The organism is Stenotrophomonas sp. STEN225, assembly GCF_056756445.1.
This window is the reverse complement of sequence record NZ_JBRRBV010000010.1, coordinates 34801-48902: the sequence shown is the minus strand read 5'-3', so window position 1 is coordinate 48902 and position 14102 is coordinate 34801. Positions and strand designations below refer to the sequence as shown.

The window sequence follows — 14102 nt, the reverse complement described above, 5'->3', positions numbered from 1 at the left end:
GTGCATCCGCGGCCCTGCCTCAGCGGAACAGCGCGTTCAGCGCCGCACCCGATGCTGCCGCCTGCAGGCCATCAAAGCGGCCTTCCTGCTGGATGGGATCGGTGGCCCGCATCAATCCCCCCCACGCCGCACGGGCCAACGCCCCGCCCAGGCTGACCCGGCGTACCCCCATCGCAGCGATGTCCTGCAGCGTCAGTGACGTCGGTCCGCCCACCAGCAGGTTCACCGGCTTGCCGCCGGCCGCGGCCACCACCGCCTGGATCTGTTCGGCCGTGGTGATGCCCGGTGCGTACAACACATCGGCACCTGCGGCCGCGTAGGCACGCAGGCGCTGCAGCGTGTCTTCCAGATCCGGTACGCCCACGAAGAAGTTTTCCGCCCGGCCCACCAGCAGCACATCGGCCGCGGCGCGATCGATGGCCGCACGCGCCGCACGCAGGCGTTGCACGGCCTCCTCCAGCGGGCGCAGCGGCGCGTCGGCCAGACCGCTGGCATCTTCAATCGACAGAGCGGCGATGCCCGTATCCAGGGCCGCCGTCACGGCCTCAGCCACGTCCTGTGGCGTGGCGCCGAAGCCATCGCCGAAGTCTGCGTTCACCGGCAGGTCGGTGGCGGCCACCATCAGCCGCAGGTGGTCAAGCGTCGCCTGCAGCGATACCGCACCATCGGGGCGACCTTCGCTCCATGCACATCCCGCGCTGGTGGTGGCCAATGCCAGGAAGCCCTGCCGCTGCAGGTAGCGCGCGCTGCCGATGTCCCACGGATTGGGCAATACGAAGCAGCCCTGCGCATGCAACTGCCGGAACGTGGCACGTCTGCGGGCAGTGGTGGCATCTGCGCTGTTCATGGCGGGTATCCGTGCGGTGAGCTGACCACCCTATCCGGGCCGCGCACAGGACTCAACGCACCTGCGGCGCAGCATCAGGTGATGCCACCGGATCATTGGACGCGGCCCCCGCATCCGTCCGACGGTGACGGTCCGCCGTCCACGGAAACAACCATGCCGCGCTCCCCGCATTCTTCTGACGCCATTGCTGGCGACGACACCGATGCACACCAGGCCGCGCCGTTCTCACCCAGCCGGCGCCGCCTGATCGCATCGGCCGGCCTGGCCGCAGGTGGCCTGGCCGGCGCGACGCGTCCGGCCGCCGCAACACCGGCCCGAGAGGTGGCGAACACGACCGCACCGGGGCGTCCCGGATTCCAGGCGATCGTCCCGCCGCCGGCGCAGGGCCGCAGTCCCTGGGGACAGGACACCGCCAGCGAACCGACCCCACGACCGCGCAGCACACGCCCGGGCGAATCGCCATTGCCGACCCACCCACGCCCCTACACCGACATCAAGAGTTACCACGCCCACATCTATTTCGACGAGGACACCTCGGCCAAGGCCGCACTGATCCGGCGCTGGGTGGCGGAACGCTTCCCGGTGGAACTGGGCAACTGGAATCCGGAGCCACGCGGCCCCCATGTCACCCCGTCCTTCTACTTCGGCTTCACCAACGATCTCCTGCCGGTCGTGGTGCCATGGCTGCAGCTCAACAGCCTGGGCCTGACGATCCTCATCCACCCCAACACCGGCGATGGGCGCGCCGACCACCTGCATTACGCGCTGTGGGTGAACCGCGCGCAGCCGGTGAACGCCTACGACTGGCCCGCGCCCCGGCCGGGCGAACAGGAGCCGCTGGAACAGGTGTTCCCCAACGTCGTGCCGACGCGGCCGCTGGAAACCTGAGCAGACCCGCCCGGCCTGGCCGGGACAGGAGCGGTCGGCCGCCATCGTCGGCGTACGTGCGGGTATCAGCAGCCGTCGCCGCGTTCAGCGCGCCTTGAGGCGCTGCCCGGCATACGGGCACAAGCGCTTCCAGCGATTTCAAACAATCGATTGAAACGCGGCAAACTTCGCCGAACTGGACAGCATCGGCCGCTTCCGCCAGACTGCCGCCCTTTCCAGTCGATCGGATCCCATGGCGAAGCTGCTGGTCCTGCACGGCCCCAACCTCAACCTGCTCGGTACCCGCGAGCCGGAGGTCTACGGCCACACCACCCTGGCCGACATCGACCAGGCGCTGGCCCGCCAGGCCGACGCCGCCGGGCACGTGCTGGAGAGCCTGCAGTCCAACGCCGAACACGCGCTGGTGGACCGCGTACAGGCCGCCCGCACCGACGGCACGGCGTTCATCCTGATCAACCCGGCCGCGTTCACCCACACCTCGGTCGCCCTGCGCGATGCGCTGGCGGCCGTGGCCGTGCCGTTCATCGAAATCCACCTGTCCAACCCGCACGCCCGCGAACCGTTCCGCCAGCACAGCTATTTCAGCGACAAGGCGGTCGGCGTGGTGTGCGGCTTCGGCGCCGACAGCTACCGCTACGCGATGGACGCGGCGCTGCTGCGGTTGTCCGCCACCTGATTGTCGACCCGGGCGCCCACGGCGCTCTCCTCACCTAGATAGAAACCCAAGAGGCCCTCATGGATCTGCGCAAAATCAAGAAGCTGATCGACCTGCTGGAAGAGTCGAACCTGGCCGAAATCGAAATCAAGGAAGGCGAAGAGTCCGTGCGCCTGTCGCGCGCGCCGGTCGCCGGCTATGCCGCCCCGGTCGCCGCTCCGGTGTATGCCGCCCCTGCCGCGCCGGCGCCGCAGGCAATGCCGATGCAGTCGCCGACCGAAGCCTCCACCGGCGGCACCGCCAAGCCGGGCCCGGCGCTGCCGGAAGGCCACGTGCTGCGTTCGCCGATGGTCGGCACCTTCTATGCCTCGTCCGCTCCGGACAAGCCGGCCTTCGTCACCGTGGGCCAGCAGGTCAAGGAAGGCGAAACCCTGGCCATCATCGAAGCGATGAAGATGTTCAATCCGATCGAAGCCGACGCGTCCGGCACCATCGTCGCCATCCTCGGCGAGAACGGCCAGCCGGTGGAGTTCGACCAGCCGCTGTTCGTGATCGGCTGAGGGGCACGCCATGCTCGACAAAGTCGTCATCGCCAACCGAGGGGAGATCGCGCTGCGCATCCTGCGCGCGTGCCACACCCTGGGCATCCGCACGGTGGCCGTGCACTCCACGGTCGACCGCAACCTCAAGCATGTGGCCATGGCCGACGAGTCGGTCTGCATCGGCCCGGCGCCGTCGCCGCAGAGCTATCTCAACATCCCCGCCCTGATCGCCGCGGCGGAAGTCACCGATGCCCAGGCCATCCATCCGGGCTACGGCTTCCTGTCGGAGAACGCCGATTTCGCCGAGCGCGTGGAGGAATCCGGCTTCATCTTCATCGGCCCCAAGGCCGACACCATCCGCATGATGGGTGACAAGGTCGAAGCCATCCGCGCCATGAAGGCCGCCGGTGTGCCGTGCGTGCCCGGCTCGGGCGGCCCGCTGGGCGAGGACATCGTCGCCAACACCAAGATCGCCCGTGAGATCGGCTACCCGGTCATCATCAAGGCAGCGGGCGGCGGCGGCGGTCGCGGCATGCGCGTGGTGCACGCCGAAGCCTCGTTGAAGACCTCGATCGAAACCACCAAGAGCGAAGCGAAGGCGGCGTTCGGCAATGGCGAGGTCTACATGGAGAAGTTCCTGGAGAACCCGCGCCACGTGGAGATCCAGGTGCTGGCCGACGGCCAGGGCAATGCCATCCACCTCGGCGAGCGCGACTGCTCGATGCAGCGCCGTCACCAGAAGGTGGTCGAGGAAGCGCCGGCACCGGGCATCACCGCCGAGCAGCGCGAGCAGATCGGCAAGGTCTGCGTGGAGGCCTGCATCCGCATCGGCTACCGCGGCGCCGGCACGTTCGAGTTCCTGTACGAGGACGGCCGCTTCTACTTCATCGAAATGAACACCCGCATCCAGGTGGAACATCCGGTCACCGAAATGGTCACCGGCATCGACCTGGTGGCCGAGCAGCTGAAGATCGCCGCCGGCCAGAAGCTGTCGATCAAGCAGAGCGACGTGGTGCTCACCGGCCATGCCATCGAGTGCCGCATCAACGCCGAAGATGCTGAAACCTTCGTGCCGAGCCCGGGCACCATCACCGGCTTCCATCCGCCGGGCGGCCCCGGCGTGCGCGTGGACACCCACATCTACAGTGGTTACCGCGTGCCATCGAACTATGACTCGATGATCGGCAAGCTGATCGTGCACGGCCCGGACCGCGAAACCGCGATCGCCCGCATGCGGGTGGCGCTGAGCGAAATGGTGGTCGACGGTATCAAGACCAACATCGCCCTGCAGCAGCGGATCATGCGCGACAAGGGCTTCCAGGCCGGTGGCCAGAACATCCACTACCTGGAAAAGCGTCTGGCCGAGCGCAAGAACAAGCCGATCGCGCTGACCTGATCGGCACAGGTGCCGGACACGAAAAGGGCGGGGATATCCCCGCCCTTTTCTGCTTTCTGCAGCGCCTTCCCCCGCGCCCGGCGTACCGGGAAACGCAGCCGCGCGTGAGGGCCCGGCGCTGCAGGATCGGTGTCAGCGCCTGTCGGCCGCGGTTGCCGGAATCTGCGAGTTCGGCAGCGGGCGCACACCATTGGGCGAGGTCGGATCGACGATCACCATGGTCTCGGTCGAGCCATCGGGCCAGACCACCTGGAAGGTGCTGCCCGCCGGCAGCGATGCGAACGGCACGCCGCTCTGCGCGCGATAGACCGCAGCGACCTGGCTGGCGCCGGCGCGGCGCAGGTCTTCCTGTGCCTTCACCGTGGTCAGCTCCACCTTCGACAGATGCCGGTAGCGATCCTCGTAGGTATCGATCATCAACAGGCCCACCGCGCCGGCCGAATAGGCCACGAACAGTGCCACCCAGAACCAGAACTTGGCCCCGTGAAGGAATCGACGGTAGTTCATGGCCTGCTCCCCCTTCCAATCAATCGCTTGATCCATTCGTTCATCTTCCCAGCACCTTGCCGCGAAACCGCAGCGTCATACACGAAATCCCGGAAATCCTGCGTCTCATCCTGCGAACAGATCCCTCCATTCGCACAAAAACTGTTGACCAGCACGCTGTCGGCCCCACACGGTAGACCGAGTTCGCAGGCCGCAAGCCGCCACGCCATTTCGCTGAGCTGCTCGCCGGCCACCAGCCCGTCCAGTGCACTGTCACCGGCGGCGCGCACGCCCATTCCCGGAGCGAGGGCCATGAATGCCTCCGGATCGCGCGACAGGCGCACGCGCTCGACCAGGCCACGGCGGTAGTCCGCGCTGTCATGCAGCGGCTCACCTTCAGCGAACAGCGCAGCTTCGGCCGCCAGATTGCCCTGCGCGGCCGCCTTGCGACGCTCCGCCAGCACCAGCGCCGCGCCCAGTTTGTCGCCGGGCACGAACCCGCCGCAGCGCTGGGCCACGCGCTCGCGCGCATCGACCATGGCCGGTGCGGCACTCAGGCCCAGCCCCGCCAGCACGTTGTTGTCCAGGCGATACCCCCCGGGATCGACCGCGTACTGCGCGCAGTAGTCATACACCCGGCTGAGCATCCAGCGCGCTTCGTGGTTGCCACCGTCGGCCTGCGCACGCAACCGCTGCGCATAGGCGAACAGATCGGTGGCGCCCTCGATGTCGGCCCGGATGTCCAGCGGCAGGCCGGACGGCAGTGCGCCGCCCCGCTCGAAGGCCGCCAGACGCCGCGCCAGCGCCTCGGGCATGACCGGCATCGTCGTCCCATCCTCGTTGCCCGCCACCTGGGCCGTCGGCAGCCCGGAGGCCGCGACCGGAGACGATACCGAGCCCACGTGCCCGCTGGCCCGATACCCGGCCACGCCCAGCACGGCCACCGCCGGCAGCACGAGCAACCAGGTTTTCAGGGTCGGAGCGAGGGCCATCGGCAACGGAAAGCGTCGGGGGCGCACAGGAAAGCGCGCAGTTTAGCAAGGCCCGGCAGGCCTGTCTGAACGGGGGCCGTTCATCTCAGAGCATACGGAGACGCCCCGATGGTCTAGCATGGCCCCCTTTCCCGCGATTGCCCCCGATCCCATGCCGTTCCTGGAACTGACCCTGCGTTGCACCGAAGCCACCCAGCCCCGCTATGAGAATGCGCTGGAGGACGTCGGGGCGTTGGCCGTGACCCTGCTCGATGCCGAGGCCGACACCAGCAACGAGCAGGCAATCCTGGAACCGGGCGTGGGCGAGACGCCGCTGTGGGACAGCCTGGTGCTGACGGCGCTGTTCCCGGCTGACAGCAACGCGCTGTTGCTGCTGGCGGCGCTGGAAGCGTTCGACCCGGAACTGGACTGGAGCGGTGGCAGCTTCCGCGCCGTCGAGGACGAGGACTGGGAGCGTGCCTGGCTGGACCAGTTCCAGCCGATGGACTTCGGCAGCCGCACCTGGATCGTGCCGTGGAACCATGAGCTGCCGGAGGCGGCGCAGGCCGCCGACGCGGCCGTCGTCCGGCTGGACCCGGGCCTGGCCTTCGGCTCCGGTACTCATCCCACCACCGCGCTGTGCCTGCGCTGGCTGGACCAGCTGGCCGTGGACGGCCAGCTGCAGGGCCAGCGCGTGCTCGATTTCGGGTGCGGCTCGGGCATCCTCGCCTTGGCTGCGCTGAAGCTGGGCGCCGCCGAGGCGATCGGCGTGGACAATGATCCGCAGGCCCTGGTCGCGACCGCCGACAATGCCGAGCGCAATGGCGAGCAGGGCCGCATGCAGGTCTATCTGCCACAGGGCGAGCCGGTGGCAACCTATCCCATCGTGGTCGCCAACATCCTCGCCTCGGCCCTCGATGCGCTGGCCGAACTGCTGGCCGCGCGCGTGGCCGGCGGTGGCCGCATCGCACTGTCGGGCATCCTGCATGGACAGGAGCACGAACTGCTGCAGCGTTACAGTGCCTGGTTCGACGACCTGCAGGCGACCCGCGATGGCGACTGGATGCGCATCACCGGCGTGCGCCGCGCCTGATCGTGTTTGAATGAGCGCTCGACCCGAACCCGCACCGTGAGCATGTCCGAGCCGACCCCCGCACGACGTCCACTGGCCACCTTCCTGCGCCCCGCGCCGGAAGGCGGAACGGCACCTGCCGTCGAGGCGCACGTCGATATGCCTGCACAGGCCGGTCCGGCGCCCGAACCCACTGCGGCGGAGATCGAACATGCGCCGGCAGCGGCGGTGATCACTGCGCAACCCGTTCCGCAGCACACCGATGATGTGCCCCCGCATGCCGCGGCGGTGGCATCACCATCGAACCATGACGCACCCGGTTTCCTCGCCCGTGCACCTTCACGCTCGCGCCCGGCGCCGCGCTGGCACTGGCTGCTGGTGGCGGGGCTGGCGGCGCTGCTGATCCTGCAGAGCGTGCTCGCCGACCGCGCGCGGCTGGCCGCCGATGCCGGCCACCGCACATGGCTGGTGGCGCTGTGCAGCGTGCTGCGCTGCAGCCTGCCCGCCTGGCACGAACCCACCGCCTTCACCATGACCAGTCGCGACATCCGCCCGCTGCCTGGTCAGGCCGGCGTACTGCAGGTGCAGGCCAGCATCCGCAATGACGCGCGATGGCCACAGGCCTGGCCCGACCTGCGGCTTTCGCTGTCCGATGCGGACGGACGGGTCATCGGCAGTGACGTTTTCAGCCCCACGCAGTACCTCGGCGAGAACCCGGGTACCGCCGTGCTGGAACCGGGTCAGAGCGCACACATCGCGTTCCGCGTGCAGGAGCCTGCGGCGTCCACTGTCGCATTCACCTTCGAGTTCCTGTGATCGGGACGAAGGCGACCAGCCATGGCAGGTCGGGCACGCTCGCGCTAGACTGACCGCCACCACCTCATCCGGCCGCGCGCTCCGCGTGCACGGGCCAACCAGATCGGGAACCCCCTTGAACGCTGTCCTTTCTCGTCCTGACAACAGTCGTGGCGCTCCCCGGCCACCGCTGCGCGAACACGTCGCCCAGTCCGTGCGCCGGTACCTGCGCGACCTTGATGGCTGCGATGCAGACGACGTCTACGAGATCGTGCTGCGCGAGATGGAGATTCCGCTGTTCGTGGAAGTGCTCAACCACTGCGAAGGCAACCAGAGCCGGGCCGCGGCGATGCTGGGCATCCACCGTGCCACGCTGCGCAAGAAGCTGAAGGAATACGGCATCAGCGCCTGAGCGCGGATGGCGACGTCGTGGAAGCGGGGTCACCCGCCGCCGCCCGCCTTCCAGTAATACCGCACCACGTGGAAGAACACCGGTGCGGCGAAGCACACCGAATCCAGCCGGTCGAGCATGCCGCCATGGCCCTCGATCATGTGGCCCCAGTCCTTGATGCCACGGTCGCGCTTGATCGCCGACATCACCAGGCCACCCCAGAACCCCATCAGGTTGATCAACAGCGACAGGCCGAACGCCTGCAGCGGCGTGAACGGCGTGATCCACCACAGCGCAGCGCCCACCACGCTGGCACTCAGCACGCCACCGATGAAGCCCTCCACTGTCTTCGACGGCGACAGCCTGGGCGCGATCAGGCGCCTGCCCAGCAGCTTGCCCCAGATGTACTGCAGCACGTCCGAGGACTGCACCACGATCACCAGGAACGCCAGCAGCAGCACGTTGCGCGCGGGCTCATGCCCGGGCACACGCAGGTTCAGCAGCAGGGGCACGTGCGAAATGCAGAACACGCAGATCATCAGCCCCCACTGCACCTTGGCCGTGCGCTCCAGGTAATGCGTGGTGTCACCGCCGATGGTGGCCAGGATCGGCAGGAACAGGAACGCGTAGACCGGAATCAGCAGCGTGTACATGCCATACCAGTCGATCCACACCAGGTAGTACTGCCAGGGCAGCACGATGTAGAACGCCGCCAGCAGCGCGTAGTAGTCACCTGACCGGGTGGGCGCCAGGGTGATGAACTCGCGCAGGGCAAACAGCGAGATGATCGCGAACAGCACGATCACCCCGGCCCGGCCGAACAGCAGCGCCAGGCCGACCACGATCGCCATCACCCACCAGGCGCGGATGCGCGAGACCAGGTTGGCGATGACCGCGCTGGGCCGTCCACGCTGCCGCCAGCGCAGGGTCTCGGCCACCAGCGTCGCCAGCACCAGCACCGCGCCGACCCCGGCGAACAGCAGCCCGGTCTGCTGGCCCACGCTGCGCGCGGCGAGATCACCCGATACGGCGATCAATCCGCTCATGCGCGTCCTCCGCCCGGTGCCAGATCCAGCAGCGCCTGGCGGCTGCGCTGGAGAAACGCCGCCTTGTCCTCGTCGGCCTGCAGCCGCAGCGGAGTACCGAAGGTGGCCGTGCACAGCAACGGCAATGGCAGGAACCGTCCCTTGGGCATCACCCGCTTCAGGTTGTCGATCCACACCGGGACGAATTCCAGTTCCGGACGCTGCCGCGCGAGATGGTAGATGCCACTCTTGAACGGCAGCAGCGGCTCATCGCCGACGTTGCGCGTGCCTTCCGGGAACAGGATCAGCGAGCACTCCGCATCCACCGCCTCACGCAGCGCCTGCAGCGGATCCTGCTGGCGGCGCGCCGCTTCGCGCTCGACCAGCACGCCGTTGAACACCGCATCGATCAGATAGCGCCGCAGGGCGTCGCGCTGCCAGTATTCGGCGGCCGCCACCGGACGCACCTGCCGCCGCAGTGCCGGCGGCATCGACGACCAGATCAGCACGAAATCCCCGTGGCTGGCGTGGTTGCCGTAGTAGACACGGCGCTCGCTGGAGGGCGCGCAGCCGACCCACAGCGCCCGCGCGCCGGTGAGCACATGGATGGCGCCACTGCAGGCGCGGGCGATCAGTTCAGCAAACATCGATGTCTCTCCTCAGGTCTGCGGCCACAGCACGGCCACCAGCAGCGTGGCGAACTGCAGCAGCGCCGCCGCGTACTGGCGCAGCAGCAGGCCCCGCATGCCCGCCCAGCGCGCATCCCAGCCACGCACGGGCGCCTGCGCGTCACGGCGGCGCAGACCGGCGACATGCAGGGCCGCGTCCACCCGTTCGGCCGCCGCCTCACCGTGCAGCTTCTCCTGCAGCAGCAGCTGCAGGAGGCTGGCGTCCAGCTGTACGCGCACCGCGTAGTACGCCTGCACCATCCCCGCCGCCACGCTCAGCAGCAACAGGCCGGCCGCGAACATCGCCAGTCCCGGCTCGATGCCCAGCAGCAGCAACGCCACCAGCAGCAGTCCCAGCGACAGCGCAGCGGGCAGCCGGCCCTGGCGCAGCAGCAGGCGCATCATCGGCAGGTCGACAGCGAGGCTCATGCGGGGCTCTCCGAGGTGATGGCGGCCTGGATGGCGCGCAGGTGGTCGTCATGCAGAACGATGGAGGGCCGCGCGGCACGTATCCGTGCCACCGCCTCGGCTGCGTCCCGTGCCCGGCCGCTGCACAGCAGCCAGGTCGCTACGCTGGCCGCACTGCGCGAATAGCCCAGGGCACAGCACACCAGTACTGGCCCCTGCATGCGCAGGCGTTCGATGGCGGTAGCGGCCTCGCGCAGCTGCGCCGGCGAGGGCACCACCATGTCCAGCATCGGAACGCTGGCATACGCAGCACCTGGCGCCCGGCACGACAGCTCTGCGCAGGTATCGACCACGCCGTGCAGTGGCGACGCCAAGGCCGCCCGTGGAATCCGTCCCAACCACACGCCATCGGCCACCGCCGAGGGCTGCGGTGCCCGCCATGTCCATAGCCGCGAATTGATCCAGGCGGCGCCCAGGTAAGGCGCGAGCAGCCAGCGCGCGGCCATGGTCAGGCGCCCGTCGTCGCGCTTCTGGAACGTGGCCGTGCCCAGTCCGGCGTACGCCAGCGCCACGAGCAGCAGCGAGATCGCCGGCCACAGCAGCCACAGCGCAGTGCCTCGCAGCGCCAGCGCCGGCACCAGCAGCACGGCGGCACCCAGGAGGTAGAGCAGCGCCAGCCGCCACCGCGCGGGATCCTCCGCGGACTGCCAGGCACGCGACGGCGGTGTTCCCTGGTCCGGCCACAGCCACACGCACAGCCAGCCCACCAGCAGGCCGGTGGGAATGTCGATGAAGTGATGCTGGAACGTGGTCAGCACCGAAATGCCGATCAGCAATGCCCACGCATGCAGCACCAGCCGCCAGGCGCCCTGCAGGTAGTGGGCGAACTTCACCCACAGCACGATCAGCAGCACGATGTGCAATGACGGCGCCTGGTTGAAGGGCTTGTCGAACCCCAGCAGCACCTCGAACAACCAGCCATAGGCACCGCCCGTCTCCGGCCGCTCGAAGCTGAAGCGCAGCGGCCACAGCAGAAAGCAGGCCACTGCGATCACCTGAGCACTGAGCAGCCGCAGCGCATGGCGGTCCAGCTCCAGGCGCTGCCGGCACAGGAAGAACGACACCGCGTAGAACAGGTCGATCGACCAGTACGGCACGATCGTCCAGGGCACGAACTGAATGCGCGTCTCCCAGTCGAACACGACAACCGGAACCACATCGTGGCGGCCGGCCATCCAGTTGGCAAAGCCATAACTGGCGAAGAAGAACGGGCCCAGCAGCGCCAGCCACAGCAGCGCGCGGCGCCACGGACGCGGTGCATCGGCAACGATCGGCGTTGCGGTGATGGCCATCAGGCGACCCGACGCGCCAGCGATACGGTGAAGATGCCGAACGCATCGATGCGCTGGGTCACCTTCTCAAAGCCCGACAGCCGCACCAGCTCGTCCATCTCCTGCTGGGTGCGCCGTCGCATGACCCAGGCAGCGCCTCCGCGATGGCTGGTGAGTGCACGGGCGATGAATTCCAGCTGCGGGTGCCAGGGCTGGCCGGTATAGGCCAGGTAGCCCCCCTCCGGCACCACCGCGGCAATACCCTGCAGTGAACGCAGCACGGCGTCGTTGTCGGGGAACAGCTCGTACAGCCCTGAGACCACAGCCAGCGTCGGCGCGGGTTCCACCGTCGCCAACGACGCCGGATCGAACGCGTCGCCCTGCTCGAAGCGGGCGATGTCGGCGGCTCCCAGCCGTTCGATCAAGGCCTGGCCCTGGGTCACATTGAGCGGGCTGAAATCACGCAGCACGATGCGGTCGGCGCGCTGTTCGCCCTGGCCCAGAGCTTCCAGCACATACCGGCCATGGCCGGCGGCCACGTCCAGCACCTGCACCGGCAGATCCTGACCGCGCAGGCGCATGGCCGCATCACGCAGCAGTTCCTGCAGGTGCTGGCCACGCACGCGGATGCCGCGCCAGCCGATCGCATCGAGGTAGTTGCGGTCGATCATCCGCCCCAGCGGCCCCTTGCCGCGCGCTTCGTCGCGGTAGATGTAGTCCAGCGTGCTGCCGGAGTCGAAACCGGTCTGCAGGCCCAACGCGATGCCTTCGGACAGGGTGCCGCCCAGGCGCAGGCCCGCACGCACCCCGCGCCAGCGCAGGTCGGCCAGGCTGTTGCGTTCCGGTGGCCAGGCCAGGATCTCCGATTCCTCGAACGTCGGCCCATGCCGGTGCGCGTCGCGCCGCGACAGCGTGCGCAGCGGTTCGGCGAAACGCGCCTGGATGAAGTCGCGGATGCGCGCCAGTGCCGGCGCACGATCGCGCTCGCCCAGCGTGTCGTGGAAGAAGCCCGGCAGGTACACGCGCTCCTTGATCGGACTGGACAGGCGCTCATAGAAGCGGTCCTGCGGACCACGGTGCACCACGAAGTCGGAGCCGGACACCAGCAGTTGCACCGGCACGCTGATCGCCTGCGCGTCGGCCACGATGCGGTCGGCGGCTTCATACAGGCCCAGCAGCACGCGTACCGAGATCGGCCGGGTGATCAGTGGATCGGTGCGGTAACTCTCCACCCGTGCCGGATCATGCGTCAGCCACTGCGGCTTGACGTAGCTGTTGACGAAGAAATTGCCGCGCAGCTTCTGCATCAGGGCCAGGCCTGGACGTGCGAACGGCACATACAGCTTCACCTTGAATGCCGGTGACGCCAGCACCAGCGCGCGCAGGCGGGGGGCATAGTCGTGTACCCAGGTCGCAGCGATGACCGCGCCCACGCTCTGCGCGACCAAGACGATGTCCTCGACCGCGATGCCGTGCTCGCTGCCGATGTGGGCGATGAAGCTGTCCAGGTCGCGCACCAGCGCAGGGAAGCCCGGTGCGTCGCCACGCTCGCCCGGCGAGCGGCCGTTGCCGCGCGCGTCCCAGGCGAAGAAGGCGATCTCCGGCAGGTCCAGCTCGTCGACCAGGTGGGCGACCCGCCCTGAATGCTCGTGGCCACGATGCAGCAGCACGATGGCCCGGACCGTGCGCCCCGGTGGTGTGCCTGCGGCCGCAACCGGCCAGTGCCGGTAGAACAGCGGTACTTGGTCGAAGCTGTGGAATTCCCGTTCCTGCACCTGACGCATGCCTTCTCCTGGTGGGCTGTTGACTTATCGCTGCGCTGTGGCCGCTTCCTTCAGTCCCCGCCGGACGCGGTTGACCGCCGTTACCCCGCACAGCAGCGCCATCGCTGCGGCCACGCCGCCGACCGTCAGGGCACCGGCCCAGCCGAACGCCAGCAGCAGGCCCAGCAGGCCGATGACGAAGGCACGGTCGCTCTTGCCCATCGGGCCGTCATAGCGGCGGCTGGCACCGACCATCAGGCCCAGCACGCCGGCGCACTCGCTCAGTGCTGCGCCCCAGGCCAGCAACCACAGCGCTTCCGGGCGAACGCCCGGCACGCTGAGCAGACTCAGGTACAGCGCCGCATCGGCCACCACATCGCACAGCTCGTTCAGATAGGCGCCCAGCCGCGACTGCTGGCCGAACTCGCGGGCCAGCATGCCGTCCACGGCATTGAGGGCCATGCGCAGCAGCATCCACAGCGGCAGGGCCAGATACAGCAGCGGCTGCTGTGGCGCACAGCACCAGACCACGACGGCGACCAGCAGCGAGACCACGGCAGCGGCCACGGTCACCGCATTGGCAGTGATCCCCGCGCGATGCAGGCCGCCTACGGCCGGACGCAGCAGGTCCTGGAAACGTCCTTTCAATGCATAGATCGACACGATCCGAACCCGCAGCTCCCTGGCAGTTCCGGCACAGCCTACCCGATTGGGAGCGCACCTCCGTCGAAATGTCCGCGGCGCGGCGCCGGCCAGGGCATACCGAAGGCGGCCGCAGGGCCGTTGGGGCCGGTCAATTTTGCCGCCGCCGCCCGCCGTCGGCCCCCACCGCCTACAATATCGGCCCCGCTCCGCTGCCGATTG

At 68.6% G+C, this 14102-nt stretch carries 16 protein-coding genes; 7 read left to right on the top strand and 9 right to left on the bottom strand.

Annotation, left to right across the window (positions count from 1 at the left end):
* Positions 1–19 precede the first annotated feature (19 nt).
* Positions 20–847, bottom strand: coding sequence for an isocitrate lyase/PEP mutase family protein (locus ACVOJ1_RS11660; RefSeq protein WP_180875469.1), 828 nt, complete (start codon positions 845–847; stop codon positions 20–22).
* Between the two features lie 153 nt (positions 848–1000).
* Between ACVOJ1_RS11660 and ACVOJ1_RS11655 the strand changes: the two genes are divergently transcribed.
* From ACVOJ1_RS11655 to accC, 4 genes are all read left to right on the top strand, one after another.
* Positions 1001–1735 (top strand): DOPA 4,5-dioxygenase family protein, encoded by a 735-nt coding sequence (locus tag ACVOJ1_RS11655; protein ID WP_065174419.1) that lies wholly within the window; start codon positions 1001–1003, stop codon positions 1733–1735.
* A gap of 232 nt (positions 1736–1967) precedes the next feature.
* A complete protein-coding gene (gene aroQ, locus ACVOJ1_RS11650) occupies positions 1968–2411 on the top strand; it encodes a type II 3-dehydroquinate dehydratase (RefSeq protein ID WP_053515684.1) in 444 nt (147 codons plus the stop codon).
* 59 nt (positions 2412–2470) lie between these two features.
* A complete protein-coding gene (accB, locus tag ACVOJ1_RS11645) occupies positions 2471–2950 on the top strand; it encodes an acetyl-CoA carboxylase biotin carboxyl carrier protein (protein WP_053515682.1) in 480 nt (159 codons plus the stop codon).
* 10 nt (positions 2951–2960) lie between these two features.
* On the top strand, positions 2961–4328 hold the full coding sequence (accC, locus tag ACVOJ1_RS11640) for an acetyl-CoA carboxylase biotin carboxylase subunit (protein ID WP_014648613.1): 1368 nt from the start codon (positions 2961–2963) through the stop codon (positions 4326–4328).
* 132 nt (positions 4329–4460) lie between these two features.
* On the opposite strand, the gene ACVOJ1_RS11635 is transcribed toward accC, so the two are convergent.
* Both ACVOJ1_RS11635 and ACVOJ1_RS11630 read right to left on the bottom strand, forming a co-directional pair.
* Positions 4461–4835, bottom strand: a complete 375-nt coding sequence (locus ACVOJ1_RS11635; protein ID WP_111186284.1) for a hypothetical protein — start codon at positions 4833–4835, stop codon at positions 4461–4463.
* Positions 4832–5806 (bottom strand): hypothetical protein, encoded by a 975-nt coding sequence (locus ACVOJ1_RS11630; protein ID WP_053515678.1) that lies wholly within the window; start codon positions 5804–5806, stop codon positions 4832–4834. Before ACVOJ1_RS11630 ends, ACVOJ1_RS11635 begins: the two co-directional genes overlap by 4 nt.
* Before the next feature lie 151 nt (positions 5807–5957).
* Here ACVOJ1_RS11630 and prmA point away from each other — a divergent pair, with 151 nt between their 5' ends.
* The 3 genes from prmA (at position 5958) to fis (ending at position 8064) form a co-directional block, all read left to right on the top strand.
* Positions 5958–6878, top strand: a complete 921-nt coding sequence (prmA, locus tag ACVOJ1_RS11625; protein WP_346480486.1) for a 50S ribosomal protein L11 methyltransferase — start codon at positions 5958–5960, stop codon at positions 6876–6878.
* Positions 6879–6920: 42 nt separating this feature from the next.
* Positions 6921–7673, top strand: a complete 753-nt coding sequence (locus ACVOJ1_RS11620; RefSeq protein WP_053515674.1) for a DUF3426 domain-containing protein — start codon at positions 6921–6923, stop codon at positions 7671–7673.
* Between the two features lie 115 nt (positions 7674–7788).
* Positions 7789–8064 carry a DNA-binding transcriptional regulator Fis gene (gene fis / locus ACVOJ1_RS11615; RefSeq protein WP_005419706.1) on the top strand — a complete coding sequence of 92 codons (276 nt, stop codon included), beginning with the start codon at positions 7789–7791 and terminating at the stop codon, positions 8062–8064.
* A 29-nt stretch (positions 8065–8093) separates the two neighbouring features.
* Here fis and ACVOJ1_RS11610 read toward each other — a convergent pair whose 3' ends face one another.
* The 6 genes from ACVOJ1_RS11610 to ACVOJ1_RS11585 are packed head-to-tail and all read right to left on the bottom strand — an operon-like array spanning position 8094 to position 13901.
* Positions 8094–9089: a phosphatidate cytidylyltransferase gene (locus tag ACVOJ1_RS11610; RefSeq protein ID WP_053515673.1), complete on the bottom strand. Its 996-nt coding sequence runs from the start codon at positions 9087–9089 to the stop codon at positions 8094–8096.
* The gene (locus ACVOJ1_RS11605) at positions 9086–9715 is read right to left on the bottom strand and encodes a lysophospholipid acyltransferase family protein (protein WP_111186286.1); all 630 of its coding nucleotides are present in this window, start codon (positions 9713–9715) and stop codon (positions 9086–9088) included. The genes ACVOJ1_RS11610 and ACVOJ1_RS11605 overlap by 4 nt, the downstream gene beginning before the upstream one ends.
* A 12-nt stretch (positions 9716–9727) precedes the next feature.
* Positions 9728–10165 (bottom strand): hypothetical protein, encoded by a 438-nt coding sequence (locus tag ACVOJ1_RS11600; RefSeq protein ID WP_346480457.1) that lies wholly within the window; start codon positions 10163–10165, stop codon positions 9728–9730.
* On the bottom strand, positions 10162–11496 hold the full coding sequence (locus tag ACVOJ1_RS11595; protein WP_461287983.1) for a phosphatase PAP2/dual specificity phosphatase family protein: 1335 nt from the start codon (positions 11494–11496) through the stop codon (positions 10162–10164). Before ACVOJ1_RS11595 ends, ACVOJ1_RS11600 begins: the two co-directional genes overlap by 4 nt.
* A complete protein-coding gene (locus tag ACVOJ1_RS11590) occupies positions 11496–13259 on the bottom strand; it encodes a bifunctional alpha/beta hydrolase/class I SAM-dependent methyltransferase (protein ID WP_346480456.1) in 1764 nt (587 codons plus the stop codon). Before ACVOJ1_RS11590 ends, ACVOJ1_RS11595 begins: the two co-directional genes overlap by 1 nt.
* A gap of 24 nt (positions 13260–13283) precedes the next feature.
* Positions 13284–13901: a CDP-alcohol phosphatidyltransferase family protein gene (locus ACVOJ1_RS11585; protein ID WP_346480455.1), complete on the bottom strand. Its 618-nt coding sequence runs from the start codon at positions 13899–13901 to the stop codon at positions 13284–13286.
* Between the last annotated feature and the right edge of the window lie 201 nt (positions 13902–14102).

What these genes read in the sequence shown, in the direction of transcription:
- ACVOJ1_RS11660 (WP_180875469.1), bottom strand. Translation starts at nt 847, where the DNA reads ATGAACAGCGCAGATGCCACCACTGCCCGCAGACGTGCCACGTTCCGG.
- ACVOJ1_RS11655 (WP_065174419.1), top strand. Translation starts at nt 1,001, where the DNA reads ATGCCGCGCTCCCCGCATTCTTCTGACGCCATTGCTGGCGACGACACC.
- aroQ (WP_053515684.1), top strand. Translation starts at nt 1,968, where the DNA reads ATGGCGAAGCTGCTGGTCCTGCACGGCCCCAACCTCAACCTGCTCGGT.
- accB (WP_053515682.1), top strand. Translation starts at nt 2,471, where the DNA reads ATGGATCTGCGCAAAATCAAGAAGCTGATCGACCTGCTGGAAGAGTCG.
- accC (WP_014648613.1), top strand. Translation starts at nt 2,961, where the DNA reads ATGCTCGACAAAGTCGTCATCGCCAACCGAGGGGAGATCGCGCTGCGC.
- ACVOJ1_RS11635 (WP_111186284.1), bottom strand. Translation starts at nt 4,835, where the DNA reads ATGAACTACCGTCGATTCCTTCACGGGGCCAAGTTCTGGTTCTGGGTG.
- ACVOJ1_RS11630 (WP_053515678.1), bottom strand. Translation starts at nt 5,806, where the DNA reads ATGGCCCTCGCTCCGACCCTGAAAACCTGGTTGCTCGTGCTGCCGGCG.
- prmA (WP_346480486.1), top strand. Translation starts at nt 5,958, where the DNA reads ATGCCGTTCCTGGAACTGACCCTGCGTTGCACCGAAGCCACCCAGCCC.
- ACVOJ1_RS11620 (WP_053515674.1), top strand. Translation starts at nt 6,921, where the DNA reads ATGTCCGAGCCGACCCCCGCACGACGTCCACTGGCCACCTTCCTGCGC.
- ACVOJ1_RS11610 (WP_053515673.1), bottom strand. Translation starts at nt 9,089, where the DNA reads ATGAGCGGATTGATCGCCGTATCGGGTGATCTCGCCGCGCGCAGCGTG.
- ACVOJ1_RS11605 (WP_111186286.1), bottom strand. Translation starts at nt 9,715, where the DNA reads ATGTTTGCTGAACTGATCGCCCGCGCCTGCAGTGGCGCCATCCATGTG.
- ACVOJ1_RS11600 (WP_346480457.1), bottom strand. Translation starts at nt 10,165, where the DNA reads ATGAGCCTCGCTGTCGACCTGCCGATGATGCGCCTGCTGCTGCGCCAG.
- ACVOJ1_RS11595 (WP_461287983.1), bottom strand. Translation starts at nt 11,496, where the DNA reads ATGGCCATCACCGCAACGCCGATCGTTGCCGATGCACCGCGTCCGTGG.
- ACVOJ1_RS11590 (WP_346480456.1), bottom strand. Translation starts at nt 13,259, where the DNA reads ATGCGTCAGGTGCAGGAACGGGAATTCCACAGCTTCGACCAAGTACCG.